Annotated in this window: 16 protein-coding genes; 4 read left to right on the forward strand and 12 right to left on the reverse strand. The window is 38.1% G+C overall.

Features of this window, described 5'->3' with window-relative positions:
* Positions 1-13: 13 nt before the first annotated feature.
* The 6 genes from ispH to murJ all read right to left on the reverse strand — a co-directional run bounded on the left by ispH (position 14) and on the right by murJ (position 7,342).
* Positions 14-943: a 4-hydroxy-3-methylbut-2-enyl diphosphate reductase gene (ispH, locus tag GQR54_RS15430; protein ID WP_007581370.1), complete on the reverse strand. Its 930-nt coding sequence runs from the start codon at positions 941-943 to the stop codon at positions 14-16.
* Positions 943-1,383, reverse strand: coding sequence for an FKBP-type peptidyl-prolyl cis-trans isomerase (gene fkpB / locus GQR54_RS15435; protein WP_166378794.1), 441 nt, complete (start codon positions 1,381-1,383; stop codon positions 943-945). Before fkpB ends, ispH begins: the two co-directional genes overlap by 1 nt.
* Entirely contained in the window at positions 1,380-1,880 is a 501-nt protein-coding gene (gene lspA, locus GQR54_RS15440) for a signal peptidase II (protein WP_007376920.1), read from the reverse strand. The genes fkpB and lspA overlap by 4 nt, the downstream gene beginning before the upstream one ends.
* Positions 1,881-1,892: 12 nt before the next feature.
* The gene (ileS, locus tag GQR54_RS15445; RefSeq protein ID WP_101164150.1) at positions 1,893-4,721 is read right to left on the reverse strand and encodes an isoleucine--tRNA ligase; all 2,829 of its coding nucleotides are present in this window, start codon (positions 4,719-4,721) and stop codon (positions 1,893-1,895) included.
* A 5-nt stretch (positions 4,722-4,726) separates the two neighbouring features.
* Positions 4,727-5,677 (reverse strand): bifunctional riboflavin kinase/FAD synthetase, encoded by a 951-nt coding sequence (gene ribF, locus GQR54_RS15450; protein WP_166378796.1) that lies wholly within the window; start codon positions 5,675-5,677, stop codon positions 4,727-4,729.
* 84 nt (positions 5,678-5,761) lie between these two features.
* On the reverse strand, positions 5,762-7,342 hold the full coding sequence (gene murJ, locus GQR54_RS15455) for a murein biosynthesis integral membrane protein MurJ (RefSeq protein WP_346766090.1): 1,581 nt from the start codon (positions 7,340-7,342) through the stop codon (positions 5,762-5,764).
* 253 nt (positions 7,343-7,595) lie between these two features.
* Here murJ and rpsT point away from each other — a divergent pair, with 253 nt between their 5' ends.
* The gene (gene rpsT, locus GQR54_RS15460; RefSeq protein ID WP_002958225.1) at positions 7,596-7,856 is read left to right on the forward strand and encodes a 30S ribosomal protein S20; all 261 of its coding nucleotides are present in this window, start codon (positions 7,596-7,598) and stop codon (positions 7,854-7,856) included.
* Positions 7,857-7,933: 77 nt separating this feature from the next.
* Here the strand turns inward: rpsT and GQR54_RS15465 are convergent, their stop codons facing one another.
* The gene (locus GQR54_RS15465) at positions 7,934-8,317 is read right to left on the reverse strand and encodes a response regulator (RefSeq protein ID WP_166378798.1); all 384 of its coding nucleotides are present in this window, start codon (positions 8,315-8,317) and stop codon (positions 7,934-7,936) included.
* Positions 8,318-8,742: 425 nt separating this feature from the next.
* On the opposite strand from GQR54_RS15465, the gene GQR54_RS15470 reads away from it, so the two are divergent.
* A complete protein-coding gene (locus GQR54_RS15470; protein ID WP_138681448.1) occupies positions 8,743-8,988 on the forward strand; it encodes a hypothetical protein in 246 nt (81 codons plus the stop codon).
* A gap of 701 nt (positions 8,989-9,689) precedes the next feature.
* Here the strand turns inward: GQR54_RS15470 and GQR54_RS19735 are convergent.
* Both GQR54_RS19735 and GQR54_RS15475 read right to left on the reverse strand, forming a co-directional pair.
* Positions 9,690-9,824 (reverse strand): hypothetical protein, encoded by a 135-nt coding sequence (locus tag GQR54_RS19735; protein ID WP_269435507.1) that lies wholly within the window; start codon positions 9,822-9,824, stop codon positions 9,690-9,692.
* 94 nt (positions 9,825-9,918) lie between these two features.
* Positions 9,919-10,839, reverse strand: a complete 921-nt coding sequence (locus tag GQR54_RS15475) for a glyoxylate/hydroxypyruvate reductase A (RefSeq protein ID WP_166378801.1) — start codon at positions 10,837-10,839, stop codon at positions 9,919-9,921.
* A gap of 129 nt (positions 10,840-10,968) precedes the next feature.
* On the opposite strand from GQR54_RS15475, the gene GQR54_RS15480 reads away from it, so the two are divergent.
* Positions 10,969-12,675 (forward strand): lysophospholipid acyltransferase family protein, encoded by a 1,707-nt coding sequence (locus GQR54_RS15480; protein ID WP_166378803.1) that lies wholly within the window; start codon positions 10,969-10,971, stop codon positions 12,673-12,675.
* Positions 12,676-13,100: 425 nt separating this feature from the next.
* Entirely contained in the window at positions 13,101-13,754 is a 654-nt protein-coding gene (locus tag GQR54_RS15485; RefSeq protein WP_166378805.1) for an OmpW family outer membrane protein, read from the forward strand.
* Between the two features lie 99 nt (positions 13,755-13,853).
* Here GQR54_RS15485 and GQR54_RS15490 read toward each other — a convergent pair whose 3' ends face one another.
* The 3 genes from GQR54_RS15490 to bcsG form a co-directional block, all read right to left on the reverse strand.
* Positions 13,854-14,390 (reverse strand): thioesterase family protein, encoded by a 537-nt coding sequence (locus GQR54_RS15490; protein WP_166378807.1) that lies wholly within the window; start codon positions 14,388-14,390, stop codon positions 13,854-13,856.
* A gap of 261 nt (positions 14,391-14,651) precedes the next feature.
* Positions 14,652-16,208 (reverse strand): transcriptional regulator TyrR, encoded by a 1,557-nt coding sequence (gene tyrR / locus GQR54_RS15495; protein ID WP_166378809.1) that lies wholly within the window; start codon positions 16,206-16,208, stop codon positions 14,652-14,654.
* Positions 16,209-16,401: 193 nt separating this feature from the next.
* Positions 16,402-17,982, reverse strand: a complete 1,581-nt coding sequence (gene bcsG, locus GQR54_RS15500) for a cellulose biosynthesis protein BcsG (RefSeq protein WP_166378812.1) — start codon at positions 17,980-17,982, stop codon at positions 16,402-16,404.
* Positions 17,983-18,124: the final 142 nt, after the last annotated feature.

Below are 18,124 nucleotides of genomic sequence, written 5' to 3' on the forward strand. Positions count from 1 at the left end.
TAATATATTTAAATTAACGTAGCTCTACAGGAACAGCAAATACTATATTTTCTACTTCACCTGGATTCTCAACAACCTGTGTACCACCTAGCTCTTTTAATCGGCTTATTACTTGTTGTACAAGTACTTCTGGCGCAGATGCACCCGCAGTTACGCCAACTGATTTAGAGCCTGAAACCCACTGCTCTTGTACATCAGTTGCGTCATCAATTAAATAAGCAACAGTGCCCATTTTATCTGCAAGTTCACGTAGGCGATTAGAGTTAGAGCTGTTTTTAGCTCCTACAACTAATAGCACATCAACTTTATCAGCTAGGTCGCGAACAGCGTCTTGACGATTTTGCGTTGCATAACAAATGTCATCTTTACGAGGTCCGTCAATTGATGGAAACTTATTGCGTAGTGCATCAATAACATCTGCTGTGTCATCAACTGAGAGTGTTGTTTGGCTGCAATAAAAAAGATTTTCAGCATTTTTTACATTAAGCGCAACAACATCATCAACGGTTTCAACAAGATAAATGCCACCGGCTGAGTTATCATATTGTCCCATTGTTCCCTCTACTTCAGGGTGGCCATGGTGTCCAATTAAAATACACTCAATACCTTTACGACTCGCACGTGTAACTTCCATATGTACTTTAGTTACAAGCGGACACGTTGCATCAAATACTTTTAAATCACGACGTTTAGCTTCGCTGCGAACAGCTTGCGAAACACCATGTGCACTAAAAATAACAATGCTGTCGTCAGGTACTTGATCAAGCTCTTCAACAAATACCGCACCACGACTTTTTAATCCATCAACCACATAGCGGTTATGTACTACTTCGTGGCGCACATAAATTGGCTTTTCAAAAATATCTAGGGCGCGCTCAACAATACTAATAGCACGGTCAACACCAGCGCAAAAGCCGCGTGGATTAGCTAGTAATATTTCCATTAACCTTCCACCTCAATAATATCAACTTCAAACGTTAAACGTTGGCCAGATAAAGGGTGATTAAAATCAATCGTTACCGACTCACCTTGCACTTCGCGAACTAATCCAGGAAGCTCAGTACCGTCTGGTTGAGTAAACGCAATAATTGCACCTACCTTAGCTGGTGTTTCTGGGCCAAATTTACTACGGTCAACGTAGTAAATATTATCTGGATTTGGCTGACCAAATGCATCTTCAGGTTCTAATTCAAACGTTTTACTTTCGCCTGCAGTTAAACCTAATAAACACTTTTCGAAGTTTACCGTTAAACTGCCATCGCCCATTGTTAATTTAGCAGGTTTGTTGTGCACCTTGGTAGAATCGGCGGCAGAGCCATCTTCTAATTTAATAGAAAAATGGAAAATAACTTGCGAGTTTTCACCAATTACAGCTTGGCTCATGCTTTATGCTCCTTCGGACTCTCGCCGGTAAAGGCATCAAATAACAATAATGCTGCGCCAATACAAATAGCGCAATCAGCAATATTAAATACAGGAAAATGTGAGTCTTTATAAAATACGTGAATAAAATCGATTACATAACCATACGCAATACGATCGTATAAATTACCAATAGCGCCTGCAAGTACCAGTGCATAAGCACCGCATAGTACTTTGTTTGTTGCTGGTAAGCGTTTTAGCCACCACACAAGCAAAGCACTAATAGCAATAGCAATCGCACTTAAAAACCAACGCTGCCAACCACCCGCTTCACTTAAAAAGCTATAAGCAGCACCATAGTTATGCACATAAGTAATACTAAAAACAGGGAGTAAGTTTATCGACTCTTGATAAGCCATAGTCCCTACAACAAGTGTTTTACTGGCAAAGTCTATTACTAATAGTAATAGACTCAACCAAAGCCACACTAAACCACTTTTTTGGGCTAGTTTGCTCACTAAGAATAACTCCTAAGCGAATTGACGCTTTTCGCCTTCGCCGTCAACATTACTTACACAACGGCCACAAATTTCAGGATGAGCAGGGTTAACACCTACATCTTCGCTGTAATGCCAACAACGCTCACATTTAGCAGCATCTGTTGCAGCAACACTAATGAATAAACCTTCAATTTCGGTAGCTTGTGTATCAGCTGGCTGACTATCAACTTCAGAAACATTTACGGCCGATGTTAATAATACAAAACGCAGTTCATCACCAAGCGCATTTAATTTAGCGGCAAGCTCTTTACCAGTAAATAAATTAACCGTTGCTTGAAGCGTTGCACCAATGACTTCTTCTTTACGTGCAGCTTCTAATAAACGGTTTACTTCGTCGCGTACTGTTAGAATTTCTAACCAATCATCGTTACTAAATTGGCTATTTGTTGGCGCTTGTAAGCCATCGTACCAAACAGATGTAAATACGTAGTCACTACGCTCACCTGGTAAAGCTTCCCAAATTTCTTGTGCGGTAAAGCTCATAATAGGTGCCATCCAACGCGTCATTGCTTCTGCAATATGATAAAGCGCTGTTTGACAAGAACGACGTGCATGGCTGTCACTCTTAGCTGTGTACTGACGATCTTTAATGACGTCTAAATAGAACGAACCAAGCTCACCCGTACAGAAGTTCATTAGCTTTTGCGTTACTAATAGCATTTGGTAGCTATCGTATGCGGCTAAAATTTCGTCTTGCAACTGAGCAGCACGACCAACAATCCACTTATCAAGCTCAACCATATCATCAACAGCAACTTGATCAGTTTTTGGATCAAAACCATTTAGGTTAGCAAGCAAGTAACGGCTAGTGTTACGAATACGGCGGTAGCGATCGGCAGAGCGTTTAAATATTTCATCCGACACAGTCATTTCTGCCGTGTAATCCGTAGAGGCAACCCATAAACGTAGAATGTCGGCACCTAGTTTATTCATCACATTTTGTGGTGAAATAACATTACCTAGTGACTTAGACATCTTGCGGCCGTTTTCATCAACAGTAAAACCATGAGTCAATACTTGGCGGTATGGCGCATGACCATTAATAGCCACTGATGTCATCATTGATGACATAAACCAACCACGGTGTTGATCAGAACCTTCAAGGTATAAATCAGCTGGACCAACCAAGTCTTCACGTGCGTCTACAACACATGCGTGTGAAACACCTGAGTCAAACCATACATCTAGCGTATCTTGCACTTTCATGTATTGCTTGGCATCTTCTTCACCAAGTAATGTAGCAGGGTCTAAATCGTACCATGCCTGAATACCAGATTTTTCAACTAACTGTGCAGCTTGCTCAATGAGTTCTTGAGTATTTGGATGAAGTGCACCGGTATCTTTATCAGCAAACAATGCAATTGGCACACCCCAAGTACGTTGGCGAGATATACACCAATCTGGGCGGCTTTCAACCATGTTCGAAATACGGCTTTCGCCCCACTCTGGCAACCACTGCGTGTTTTTAATTTCTTTTAAAGAATCTTCACGCAAGTTAGCCTGATCCATACTTACAAACCATTGTGGTGTAGCACGGAAAATAATCGGTGTTTTATGGCGCCAACAATGTGGGTAACTATGAGTTATAGCATGATGATGCATTAATGCACCGTGCTCTTTTAATACTTCAATTACGCTCGCATTTGCTTTAAATACATGCTGACCTGCAAAAAGTTCAGTATCTGGTAAATAAACGCCATTAGCGCCAACAGGGTTAGCTACTTCAAGGTTGTAATTTAAACCAGCCACGAAATCTTCTTGACCATGCCCTGGTGCTGTATGTACAACACCGGTACCTGAGTCAGTCGTTACGTGTTCTGCAACAATCACGGGTACATTAAAATCATAAAAAGGATGGGCTACTTGTAAGTTTTCAAGTGCAGCACCTTTTACATAACCTAATACGTGGAAGTGATTAAAACCAAAGCGGTCCATTGCATCTTTAACAAGTTCAGAGCCTAAAATTAGACGTTGTTGTACGCCTTCATCTTCAACCTGCACCAATGCATATTCTAAATCGGCATGCACAGCTACTGCGCGGTTTGCTGGAAGCGTCCACGGTGTTGTTGTCCAAATAACAGTACCAACACTGCCTTCACCTTTATGACCATCAGCCAAATCAAATGCACTAACAACAGCATCTTGATCAACAAATGTAAAACGTACATCAATCGCTGGTGATTGCTTGTCTTGATACTCAACTTCAGCTTCTGCTAATGCAGAACCACAATCTGTACACCAATGAACAGGCTTAGCACCTTTATGCAAATGACCTTTTTCAATAATACGACCAAGTACACGAATTGCATTCGCTTCAAAGTCAAAGTTCATTGTTAAGTAAGGCTTATCCCAATCTGCAAATACGCCTAAACGTTTAAAATCAACTTTTTGACCTTCAACTTGTTTTTTAGCGTATGCACGGCATTTTTCACGAAACTCGCTCGCGGTTACTTTTACGCCCGGCTTGCCTACTTTTTTCTCAACCATTAACTCGATTGGTAAACCATGACAATCCCAACCTGGGACTAATGGTGAATCAAAGTCAGATAATGTTTTAGACTTAACAATAATGTCTTTTAATATTTTATTAACTGAGTGGCCTAAATGGATGTCGCCATTTGCATACGGAGGGCCGTCATGCAAAATAAAGGTCTTTTTACCTTTCTTAGCGCTGCGAATTTGACCGTATAGGTCGTCTTCATACCATGCTTTAAGCATTTTTGGTTCACGTTGTGCCAAATTGCCACGCATTGGAAACGGTGTTTCCGGTAAGTTCAAAGTATGTTTATAGTCGCTCATTTATCCTACATTCCGTCTCTATCGGCTACCTGATTTAAACCAAAACACTGCTTAGCGGCAGCAACATCAGTTGCTATTTGCGCCGTTAATTGTGTTAATGTCTCGAATTTTTTTTCATTGCGAAGTTTTTTTATTAACTCCACATGCATAAATTGTCCGTAAATATCCTGTGCAAAATCAAAAAGATGAACTTCTAATAATGCACGAGTTCCATTAAATGTCGGCTTATTGCCTACATTTGCAACTCCAAAAATCTGTTTTCCTGCAATCGTTGCTTGCACTGCAAACACCCCGTTGACAGGACACACTTGGCGTTTTAGGGCAATATTTGCCGTTCTAAAACCGAGTTCACGTCCTCTTTTCCAGCCGTGTATAACACGCCCAGAAATAGCATAATCGTGACCAAGCATTGTTTTAGCAATTGCTAAGTCGCCAGATGCCAAAGCATCTCGTATTAAAGTGCTGCTTACTCTAGCATTTAATTGACGAAAACTCGCGGTGCTTTTTACGTCCATGCCCGCTTGCTTGCCCATGCTAGCAAGTAAGTCAAAGTTACCTTGGCGCTGCTTTCCAAACTTAAAATCATCGCCAACAGTGAGAGCTTTAACACCTAACTTTTTAATCAAAATATCATTAACAAATTGCTCAGCATGCATGTTTGCAAATTGCTGATTAAAGCTAATGCAAATAACTCGCTCAATACCTAAATCACTAAGCAAACGTAGCTTATCTCGTAAGCGCGTTAGCCGTGCTGGGGCATTGTTTTTAGCAAAAAATTCTTGTGGCTGGGGTTCAAATAACATTACAGTGCTAGACAAACTATGCGCTTTAGCATCAGTAAGTAAGCCTTTTAATACTTCTGCGTGGCCTAAATGAACACCGTCAAAATTACCAATAGTTAACACACAACCAAAGTGGTGTGGGCGAATATTGTGTATACCTCTAATTAACTCCATGCCACCTAATGCCTTGTTTAGCGAGCTATTAATTACGACTAAAAATTAATTAAAGCCGCAGAGTTGCCGATTATAATCTTTTTTTTAGTTTGATTCAGTAATTGCTACACTTTTTATCGTATTTAGTCTAACGCCCATCAAAAATAGCATTGCAAAGTAGCTAATACCTGCCAAAGCCACGAGTGCTATTAATAAGACTACCTGCTGTGTAAAAGCCCATGTAGCCCAGTAATAGTAACTGCTCACAAACCATGTAACAGCTCCCATAACCATACTTGCAACAACACACTTGAGTGTAAAGCGCATACTCATTGATGAAAACTGATACACATTTTCTTTTTTAAGCTGCCTATACAGCAAAAACGCATTACAACTAGCCGATAGCGAAGTAGCGAGTGCTAATCCTAAATAACCAATGAAAGGAGCCAGCATAATATTAAATACCATATTCAACACTAAGGTAATAATACCAATGCGCACCGGCGTTTTTGTATCTTGACGAGCATAAAATCCAGGAGCAAGTACTTTAATCAGCATAAAGCTTACAAGCCCTACTGAATATGCGACTACGCCTAAACTTACTGCTTTAACATGATCAACACTGTCTTCTTTAAACGCACCGTGGTCGAACAATACGGTGATAATAAGCGGGCTGATGATCATTAGACCTATCATTGCTGGTAGGCCTAAAAATATAACAAAACGCACCCCCCAGTCGAGAGTATGCTGAAAGTCACTACTTTTTTTACTGCTATGTAACCTAGAGAGCGCCGGTAAAATAACTGTCGCAATACCAATACCAAATAAGCCCAGCGGAAATTCAATTAAACGGTCTGAATAATAAAGCCATGCAATCGAGCCTGTCATCAGTAATGAAGCAATCATGGTATCAAGCAACAAATTAATTTGGCTAATAGATACGCCAAACAAAGCAGGAAGCATAAGTTTACGTACTTTTTTTACGTTTTCGTCTTGCCATGCCCAGCGTGGACGCGCCAACATTTTTGCACGGTATAAAAATGGAAGTTGAAACAATAACTGCACAACGCCACCAATAAATACGCCAATTGCGAGAGAATAAGCCCCGACACTAAATTTATCATGTAAAAAAATTGCACATGTGATGATAGAAATATTAAGCAGAACAGGTGTAAATGCAGCAACAGCAAAACGGTTATACACGTTCATTACCGCACCACTAAGTGCAACTAAGCTTACAAAAAACAAATAAGGGAATGTAAATTTAAGTAATGAACTTGCAAGTACAAACTTTTCGGCATTAGGTCCGCCCTGCCACCAATCTATAAACCAACCAGTGCCAAACAATGCTGCAATAACGGGTGAAGCAACAACACCTATAATAGTGACAATCAGTAAAATGGTTCCTAATGTGCCTGCGGCTTGTGCAACAAAAAGTCTGACCTTGTCGTCGCCTTGCTGTTCTTTAATTTCACTCAGCACAGGTACAAATGCTTGTGCGAAGGCACCTTCTGCAAATAAACGACGTAAAAAATTAGGAATACGGTTAGCAAATAAAAAAACATCAGCCGCCGCACTTGCGCCTAATAAATTGGCAACGACTGCATCTCGAACGAGCCCTAAAATACGCGATATCATAGTCATACAACTAACAATCATACCGGAGCGAAATAAACCTTTTGACACCTTAAACCTACTCAAAAATCCTCAAGATAAGCGATTATGCCACAGTCTTTTTTATAAATCGCTTTAAAGCACTAGGCTGGGGGTCTGTGCTTTGTTACAATGTCGGTATTAACTGCTAAAGCGGCAAATTGATGCTCGTTATATGGTGCAGTTTTTCTTGGATTGTTAAATTTAAATTGACATCCATGATAGAAACAGGCATATTCCACGGCCTTTAATTTAAGCTTTATTTTAAGATTGTTAGGAGCAAACCTTGGCTAACATCAAGTCTGCAAAAAAACGCGCTATCACAAGCGAAAAAAACCGTCAGCACAACGCAAGCCGTCGTTCAATGATGCGCACTTACTTCAAAAAAGTAATTGTTGCTATTGAAGCGGGCGATAAAGAAGCTGCACAGCAAGCTTTTTCTGTTGCTACACCTATCCTAGACCGTTACGCAACTAAGGGTCTAATTCACAAAAACAAAGCAGCTCGTCATAAGAGCCGTATAGCGGCTAAGATTAAAGCTCTATAATTTGTTTTTGATAGAATATAAAAAACCGGCTTTTGCCGGTTTTTTTTTGTTTAAATTTTTAAATGTACTTTTCGTTATTAAACATTTTCTAAATCCGGGTAGAACTTATTAAGCATTGCCGCTATTTTTTTAGGTGTGAATGGCTTTACTACAAACCCTTTAGCGCCTTTATCAATTGCGTCCTTAACATTTTCAATACCAGAGTGTGCAGATACCATCACCACATTTGTCTCAGGGCTTAACGCGTTGATTTGTGCAATCAAATCTTTACCGTCACCGTCTGGTAATTCAATATCTAAAAAAATGATATTATAATTTGCAGCTTGGCACTCACGAATACATTGTGAGGCAGTAGATGCTTCCCTTACTTCGTCTATCCCTAAGTGCATGAGCGTTTGACTCAAAAAGCTACGCACTGTGCTAACGTCATCTACAATTAAAATTGATAGCTGCGTATTCATCTTTATTCCTCGTATGCTATAAGCTAGTTTTAAGTTATCACAATAATTAGCTTAGTTTATAAATTCACTCATTTAATTATAGAGACCTAAGAAAAAAAGGCCAGATTTGCTTTATATCTAAAACCCCAAATAAACAGCTATTGCTAAGTAAAATAGTCCAAGAAAGAAAATAGTAGAGTAAGCTCTACTCCCTCTCATTTTTGCTTCTAAATGTAAGCCTCCTAATTGATACTGTTATATACAAAAGCTACTAAGCTGCTAAAAACATCAAGAAATTGCTCACAGCGGTTTACTTCCGGCAGTAGACAACCATTTTTACCATTAAAAAAACTAATCTGAAAATTTAAAATTACTTGGTTGAAAGGTGTGCAAAATATCAACATAATGGCGCTCCTTTTTTCAACAACTGAACTATTGAAACGACCATGCTAAACGAGCTAGATTGGCTTTTAAATACTACATTACTTGCACTAGGTTTAGGTGCATTCTTTATTAACCAGATAACACTACTGCGGGTTGCCGCCATTAGTGCATGTGGTTTATTATTCTTATCATTTAGCTTAGATCTTATGTCGTCGAGTGTTATTTCAAATATGAGTTTAGTGTTGATCAATACTTTTTACTTGTTTAAAGTTTATACATTTGGGCAGTTTAATGTAACCCAAAATTAACAACTTTTCCTTAGAATAGTTAATAGCCCAGCATTGCTGGGTTTTTTATCAAAAGTTTAAAGATATTAGAAGGTACTTTGAACTAAAATAAAATTTAACCTATACATTTTCGTAGAAATTATTATCTCTTCATCTGAGCTTTGTTTATTTTTATCTTCCATATAAATTACTACACCTGATACCCACAATAGCATCAAGGCACTATCAATCATCACAATTAAACTTACACGATAATAAAAACTAAATATAAAGCACAGAGCTTTAGATTCTCATGGCAAGTTTTTGTGAAAGACATAATAGAATTTATAATCGATTGCCATCAATGATGATATATGCTTTGTATTAATACCAATCCGCAATAATTTTAACCAATTTGAAGAATTAAATCTTGACGCTAACCACGTTAAAAATTTTTATATAGAACAAATAAATAACCGAATTTTTGTCTTTTAATCGACACGGTTTTCTTACCTCAAAATAGGCCACTTAATTAAGCAGATTGGCATAATGCGCCATGAGATTAAAAGTAGATATAAAACTGGGGATCTAAAAAATGCGATAATAAATGGCTAAAATAGCTATTTGCTGTTTTAACCACCTATACAGTGCTGAATCATCACTGCGGGAAGGTTATACTAGGACGCCGACAAAAATAGCGACCAGTAGAGATACAACAATTGGGAAAAGTATAGTTAGCGAGATTAGTCAGCTATTGTTGACTCAATTTTAGGAGGAGTATCATCTGCGTTAGCTTGATTAAACCAAGCTGAAACACCGAGTATAATAATTGAAATTACGACTAAACTTAACTTTACACCACTTTGATTCGACTTCATAAGACCCTCTTTTTATTTTTATTAGTGAGAACATCTTCAGACTAATAAAAATTACCTATGTTAACAAGCTATTTTTAAACTAATTACCTATCTACTAATAACCTTTAGTTCTATTTATTGAATTATTAAGTGCTAGGCCTTCCTTTAAACATTCAATATTATCGACAATTTGATCTATAACACTATTTAAATCAGAAAGTGCCGCGCAATGTGGTGTAAGCGTAATTTTTGGGTTCTCCCAGTAAGGGTGGTTTTGTGGTAATGGTTCTTGATCAAATACATCGAGGGTAGCAGCGCGTAATCTATCGTTATTTAATGCATTTAGTAAGTCTTGCTCAACCACATGAGGACCACGTGCCACATTAATAACAACCGCATGTGAAGGTAGCTTTGCAAGCATTGAGTGATTAATAATACCTGTCGTTGCTTGCGTGAGGGGTAATAGGCAAACGAGATAATCAACCTCAGGAAGCATATAGTTAAGCCCTTCTTCACCATAAAAAATATCTACATTAGTCGTGCTTTTATTACTTTGCGCCCAGGCACTTACTTTAAAACCATTAGTTACAAGTTTTTGAGCACAGGCTCTACCTAATTCACCGAACCCAAGTATACCGACATGTTTATTACTGTATGCACGTTTTGGCTTCCATGTTTGCTGCGTCTGTTTAATGTAATACTCTTTTAAACGTAACTTTTGCGCCAACACATGTGTAAGTACATACTCAGCCATATCCTCAGCCAGTTGCATGTCAACAATACGTACTACTTCAACATTTTGTGCAAGCAGTGTTAAATCAATGCTGTCTACTCCAGCACCAAATGACGACACAGCCTTTAAGTTAGGGAGCTGCGCCCACATAGATTCTGGTGCCTTCCATGCAAGTACAAAATCCACATCATTTACGTTTTCGCAATCAGGCCACTGCTCTATCAACGTATTTGGTAATCGTTCTTGTAACTTCGTTATTAGTTTTGTGTTGTCACGCCCAGTTATAGCAACCAATACCGACATAAATTCTCCTAACAATACATAGTTTATAAGTTAGCACTTTAAAAAGTCACACAACTGCAAAGTAACTGTCACACCCTTTTTTTAATATTACATGTATGGCAAATAGGCCAAACGGAATATGAGGTTAATATGATAAGTGTTGATAAAGTAATTGCTGCAAACTTACCACAACTAGAGAACTCTCCAAAAGTAAAAGGTTTAGTAAAAAAAGGCCTAGGCTATTTATTACATGAACAAGAATTTATCGCTTTTGGTGATACGTACCCCCATCTACAAGGATTAGAATTTGTAGAGCAAGTTCTTGATGAGCTCAATTTTGATACTCGCTATAAACCTAAGCAAATAGAGCATATTCCCAATGAAGGTAAACTTGTTATCGTTGCCAACCACCCTATTGGCTCTTTAGATGCTTTAGCACTTATTAAAGTGCTTTCAACTGTAAGACAGGATTTAAAAGTAGTGGCAAACCGCATGTTGATGTCGGTTACCCCAATGCACTCACTTTTGCTCCCCGTTGATAATTTATCTGGTATGAGTAAAAAGCAAGAGCTTAGTAACATACAAAACCATTTAAAAGATGATGGTGCATTGCTTATATTTCCGGCAGGAGAAGTGTCGCGATTAGGGCCAACTGGCATTAAAGACTGCAAATGGAATAGTGGCTTTTTACGTATGGCAAAAAAAGCCAATTGCCCTATTTTACCTATTTATATTAAAGCCAAAAACAGTCCACTTTTTTATGGCACCTCAATGATTTATAAACCGTTGGCAAGTTTACTATTAGTCGCAGAAATGTTTAAGCAGCGCCAAAAATCTTTAGAGTTTGAAATTGGAGCCTCTATCCCTCCTCAATCTTACTTAATAGAAAACCTTAAAGATAAAGAAGTTGTAAACCTTATCCGTAAACAGCTTTATAGGCTTACTACAAAAAAAGCGCTGCCGCTAAAAACACAAACACCTATCGCTGTTCCCGAATGCAGGAAGGAGCTAAAAAAAGCAATTGAGCAGTGCCAACTACTCGGCAAAACGCAAGACGGTATGCATATTCATCTATATCAATATACTGGTAGCTCACCTATTTTTAGAGAACTAGGGCGCCTTAGAGAAATCGCATTTAGAGCAGTAGGCGAAGGTAGCGGTAAACGCCGTGATATAGATAAATACGATATGGATTACCAACATCTTGTACTGTGGGATCCTATGCAACTGGAGTTGGTGGGCGCATATCGATTAGCCTGCGCACAACAGATAATACAAAAACATGGCCGAGAAGGTTTATATACTGATAGTTTGTTTTCTTACACTGATGCTATGACGCCTTATCTACACCAAGGAATTGAGCTTGGTAGAAGCTTTGTGCAACCTAAATATTGGGGTCGTAAGAGCCTCGACTATTTATGGTATGGTATTGGCGCTTTTATAAAAAGCTATCCACAGTACAGATATTTATTTGGAGCTGTAAGCGTATCAAACGCACTACCCGAGCGAGCAAAAGCCATGCTCGTTTATTACTATCAGCATTACTATAAAAGCAGTATTGAACTAGCTACGCCTAATAATGAGTTTAAGTTAACTGAGCAACAGCTAATCCAATGCCATACTCTTTTTTGCGGAGATAACGTGAAAGAAGATTTTGTAGAGTTAAAACATGTGTTAGCTAATATAGGTGCTCAAGTCCCTACTTTATTTAAACAATACACTGAACTTTGCAAACCGGGTGGCGTGCAATTTTTAAGTTTTAGTATTGATCCCGATTTTAATAATTGCATTGATGGATTGGTGTTAGTCGATCTTGAAAATGTTAAAGAAAACAAAGCTAAACGTTATTTAAAATAACTATTAATGATAAGACCAGCCCACCTAGTACTTTCATAACTTACAAAGTACTTAGTTCATATTTAATTATTTATAAAATACCCACTCAATAGCATTTTGGATCTTCTAGAGCTTTTTTAAATCCCCCTGTTTTAATTGTTTTACGAATGCGACTAAAGATATGTTATGGCAAAATTTATTGTTCAAAAAGCCTTTATTAAAATACGAGCCTATAGCCAAGCAAGGTCAGTATTAATATATTCATGTGGCTGTTAATCAAACAAATATGTCAATCTTTATGAAAGCAGAACGACACTAAAGTTAATCTAAATCAATAAAAAATTTCACAAGAATAAAATATTTTTAAACTTTGATCTAGAACAGGTTTTCATATTTATTTCTCGGTAATACTAGCGTCAATCAAACAGTAGTTCTTGGAGAACAACATGAAAACTCAAATTAGCATCGCATTATTAACCTCTCTATTAGCACTCTCTCCTGCTGCGCACGCTAACTTTAGCGTAAATGTTGGCGCTATTAACGTAAATCCTGATAATAGTAGCTCAGCAATCAATGAAGCGCCTACACTGGGTCTTAAAGGTGATTCTGATACTCAACTGGGTATCACCGTAGATTATGCATTTAACGATCAATGGGTGTTGGAACTGATAGCTGCAACACCTTTTTCACACGATGTGAATGGCGCTGGTGGCTTAGCGGGTAATAAAATTGCAGATATAAAACAACTTCCGCCGTCATTAGTTGCGCAATACCACTTTTTAGATACAAGCTATGCGCTAAGACCTTTTATAGGTGTAGGCATAAACTACACTGCATTTTTTGATGAGCAGCCTTCTGAAGCACTTAAAGCGACGCTGGGAACAGACGATGTAGAAGTAAAATTAGATGATTCGTTTGGTTTTATAGCGCAGGTAGGTGCTAACTATAAAATTGATGCAAACTGGGGTTTACACGCTATGGTATCAATTATGGATATTGATACAGATGCGACTGTTTATGCTAATGGTGCAAAAGCACTTACATCAACTGTTGAGCTTGACCCTGTTGTTGCTATGTTCGGTGTTAGATATAGCTTTTAAAGCATATAATAAAGAAGCACGTAGTTACCCAATTACAATGTGTGTTGAAAGGCCGAAAGGCCTTTTTTCATTTATAAAATTATAAGTTACTTGGGTAAGTTACTTAGGTAAGTTACTTATTTTTTTCTGCTCTAGCATTTCTTTCCAGTGCATAACTTCACTTGGCAATATAGGCGTTTGACCATCAAAACCAGCAACTTCAAGCATTTCTTCAATACTTATAATACCCTTTTTACTTTTAAATACACCGCGTACATAAGCGATAGCATGTAAGCCTCGTTCTGAGTGAAACTTTTGCTCAATATAAAAGTATTTATGATCCCATCCAACTAACCTAGTGCTTATTGTGTATCGCTGCATAGGTTTAATATCACGGATATAAGTAATGGCCGTCGCGTTGACAATCGGAAACCAACGACGTTTCATTATTTGCTTTAGTAAACCAACTCGCTCAGTCATCCAAGTGCGAGATAAATCCATCATCGCGAGATAACGTGAATTAGTTAAGTGTAGATTAATGTCACAATCAGTAGGTAAAGCTTTGTAATCAATATTTACTGTATCAAGTAAATTTTGATATTGCTTGTTACGTTTAATTTTGAAAAATAATAATAAAAGTCGAATATATAGATTCACAAAAAAGGTCTTACCAGTTAAATATATTTCAGTGTAGCATAGCCTCTTACGAGGACGTATATTCTACTTTAATCTTAAATCGTTATTACAATAAGAAAACTAGCCTATTAAATAGGAATTCATATTATCAATTGGCTAACCAGAACAACACCTAATTACGTTTCAGTGACTGACTTTATTATTATCCGATAAAAAGCTTATATTATTATAAAGAAGGTGATAACAAAACGGGCACTAAAAGCGAGTACCCATATTTAAAAGCTAAACTTTAACTGTTTTTCGATTAATGCCGTAATCACGTAACTTATTAGCTATGGCTGTATGGCTTAGGCCTAATCGCTTAGCTAACTGGCGTGAGCTCGGATAAGCTGGGTAGAGTTTACGAAGTAAGGTTGCTTCAAAACGTTTAACGGCTTGGTCTAGTGAGCCTTCAAAATCAGATTCTAAATACCCTAAATCATGGGTAAAAGTGGGTAACTGTAAATGCTCAACACGTAGCTCGCTGTCATCTAGTAACGACACTGCACGGTAAATTGCATTTTCAAGCTGACGAACATTTCCTGGCCACGGATACGCTTGTAAAAAGCTCAAGCACTCTTGCGATAAAACAGGTATTGCATGGCCATTTTGCTGCGCATATTTTTGAATAAAATGCTCAGCTAGTGGTCCTACATCTGCTTTCCTGTCTCTGAGTGGCGCAATTTCCAAAGTGAGCACGTTTATACGGTAATATAAGTCTTCTCTAAAAACCCCTTCTTGTACCATTGCGGGTAAGTCTTTTTGAGTAGCAGCAACAATACGAACATTTACTTTAACCTCGTTCTCATCACCTACTTTTCTAAATGTACCATCTTGTAAAAAGCGCAATAACTTAGTTTGTAGTTGAGTCGACATTTCGCCAACTTCATCTAAAAATACAGTTCCACCATCGGCTTGCTCTAATACACCGCGCTTTGGCGCTGTATTTTCTTCGTATCCGGCATAACCAAATAATTCAGACTCAGCAACATCATCAGGAAGTGAAGCACACGACAGCGCAATAAAAGGCTTAACAGAGCGATTGGAAGCATAATGGCACGCTCTAGCTAATAATTCTTTACCAGTGCCTGTTTCGCCAGTAATCAAAATTGGGGCTTCTAATTGCGCCATTTTGCGTGCTTCGCGCACTACTCGGCGCATTGACGTACTAAAATTATGGATAGTGGCAAAACTTTCTTGTCCGTAACGTCTAAATGCACTGACTTGCTGCCCTAACCGACTTTGCGATTTAATGTTAATAACCGCACCAGCAAGAACATCACCTTCACTACCTTGCGGTACCGCAATTGGCAAAATGTCTGCAATAAAATCCTCACCAGCAACTTCAACGCGAGTGGTTTGTCCGAGTACTTCTTTACCTTCTAACCAACGTGTAAAGTTAAAGCCTTTAAGTAAGTTATTAATATTTTCCCCAATAACTTCTTTTTCAGCAAGCTGTAAATCTTTACATGCTGCATCATTACACAAGCGTACCCAGCCTTTAGCATCAATAGAGATAACTCCATCAGGTAAGGCACGTAGTAAAGTATTTAGTTCGTTGTGTTCACGCTCAGATGGTAAGAATGCAGTGGTACGTACATCATGTACGCCGTCGATTAAACGTATCGATGGCATAATTTTTTGGAATTGTTCAAATTCAATTTCAGGAAAACTAACGTACATACGACAGTTGACAGAATCAACTTCAATTCCTTTTAGATCAACGCTGTAGTTAACTAATATATTAAGGATTTCTTGAGCAATACCAATTCGATCAGCACAGTGAATATCTAGACGCATACATCCTCAAAGAAGGAAAAACTATATTAGCCGAATAATACGCTAAGTCGCTTTGAGAAGGTAGTTTATTGTAAACATTTTTGGACAAAATAGCTTTTAGAGCCAAAGGGTGGGATGTAATTAAATGAAGAAAAACAGCACTGATATTTATACTTAACTATACCAGTGCTGTTTATTAAATCTTATTATGGAACTACTTACCTTGTGGGTAAGCTGACCAATCACCACCATCTAATTGTATGAATGGTCGTTGGTTAACATACATCATTATTGTGCCTTCATTTTCAGCAACTTTAGGTGCTTTAGGTAGGTTTTCAAGTAAATTAGCAACACTATTATTCCCACCAAACACATCAGTTTGCAGCGTCTTACTTACCAGCTCTGAAAGCGCAAAGTAACTTGTTGAATCATCAACCACAATTTGCGAGTAGTTTTGTACGTCTGGGCCTATAAATTTAATCGCTACAGGTACAGACACAATCGCAGGGCTAGGGATTTCACGTAAACCTGCAAATTGCACTTTATCACCTTTTAAATTAGCGCCGTGTTCAGGCACTATCATTAACATAACATTGCGGCCACGCTTTTCTAATTTTTTTACAAATTGGTTAATATCTGCAAACAAGTTTTTATGTCTGATGGGGTATGTTTCTTTACTATTCACCCTTGGTTGATTCTCTAGCTGATTACCGTCATGTAAACTTGTTGTGTTGTAGTACATTGCACAAGGCTTACAATCATCAGCTTGCTCTAACCAACTATCCAGCACGGCTTCATCTGAGTAAATTGGACTATTATCAAATCCTCGGAGCGCAACTGGCATTGAATCAATATTAAAAGGCGTGCTATCTAAGCCTCCGTACTTATTGATTAAGCCTTTAAACTCATCAAAATGTCCGTCGTGATTCATCACAACATTATTTTGATAACCTAGTCTCTCTAGGTTTTTAAATAAGTGGCATTGTTCAGGCGCCTCTTTAAATAGTGCTGTTTGGCTCGTTTGCCCACAACTGGCACGTAGCAGCCTTACCGCAGCCGGACCGCTGTATGATGTAGCCGAGTTGAAGTCTGAAAACACCACATCAAAATCTTTATACATGTCAGTAATACTTACACCAATAGCATTTAAATCAGCAACAGCCATTGAACATATGTTCAAAATAATTACATCAAACAACTCGCCATTTGCTTGGCTTGGAAAATGGCTCATTAATAAGCTTTGTTGTTGATAAAAATCAGCTAGTTTTTGATCGGGAGATTGAGCCGCTTGAGTGATCACTTGTGTTTGGGGATTGCTTTGATTTTGTGTAACCGATTGAGGGTTAGCCGCATTATTAACGAATTGTGATTGAGAGCTGCTCCCTTGCCAACCCACAACTAACAGCCCAATGATAGTGACTGTTGTAAAGCGTATCCATTGCGATGTATACCAAAAACACACACTAATTACGAACAATGCCAATAACATATCAATGTTAATAACACGGGTTAATAACTCAACAAAGTAACCAAAACTAAAATCTTGAACGTTACCCGCTTGTTTAGTCAATCTGTTTATTGGTGGCAACCATGAGTCTTGGTAAAGTAATACCACAGCAAACACAGCACCTACTATATGTTTTGCCTTCTCTATTAATGGCTGTTTAAATTTAATCGCAAGCAATGCAGCAAAAGCCGCATTAGTTAATACGTTAAAATCAATTGCACCGTAATAAAACAGAGCAAACTTAACTAAAAAATAAAGGTTCCAAACCCCTAAACCTGATAATTTCACTGCTTATCCTTTTTTACTGTATTTGGTGTATAAGGCTCTAGTACTTTATGTTTAAAAGTAAGTTTATAATAATATTTTGTTATTTTAGATAAAATGTATTTGCCTAGCACACAAAGCACAGCGCCAAGCAGCATTGCAAAAA

It is taken from the genome of Pseudoalteromonas sp. Z9A4, assembly GCF_011378845.1.
In the GTDB taxonomy this organism is placed as follows: Bacteria; Pseudomonadota; Gammaproteobacteria; order Enterobacterales; family Alteromonadaceae; genus Pseudoalteromonas; species Pseudoalteromonas arctica.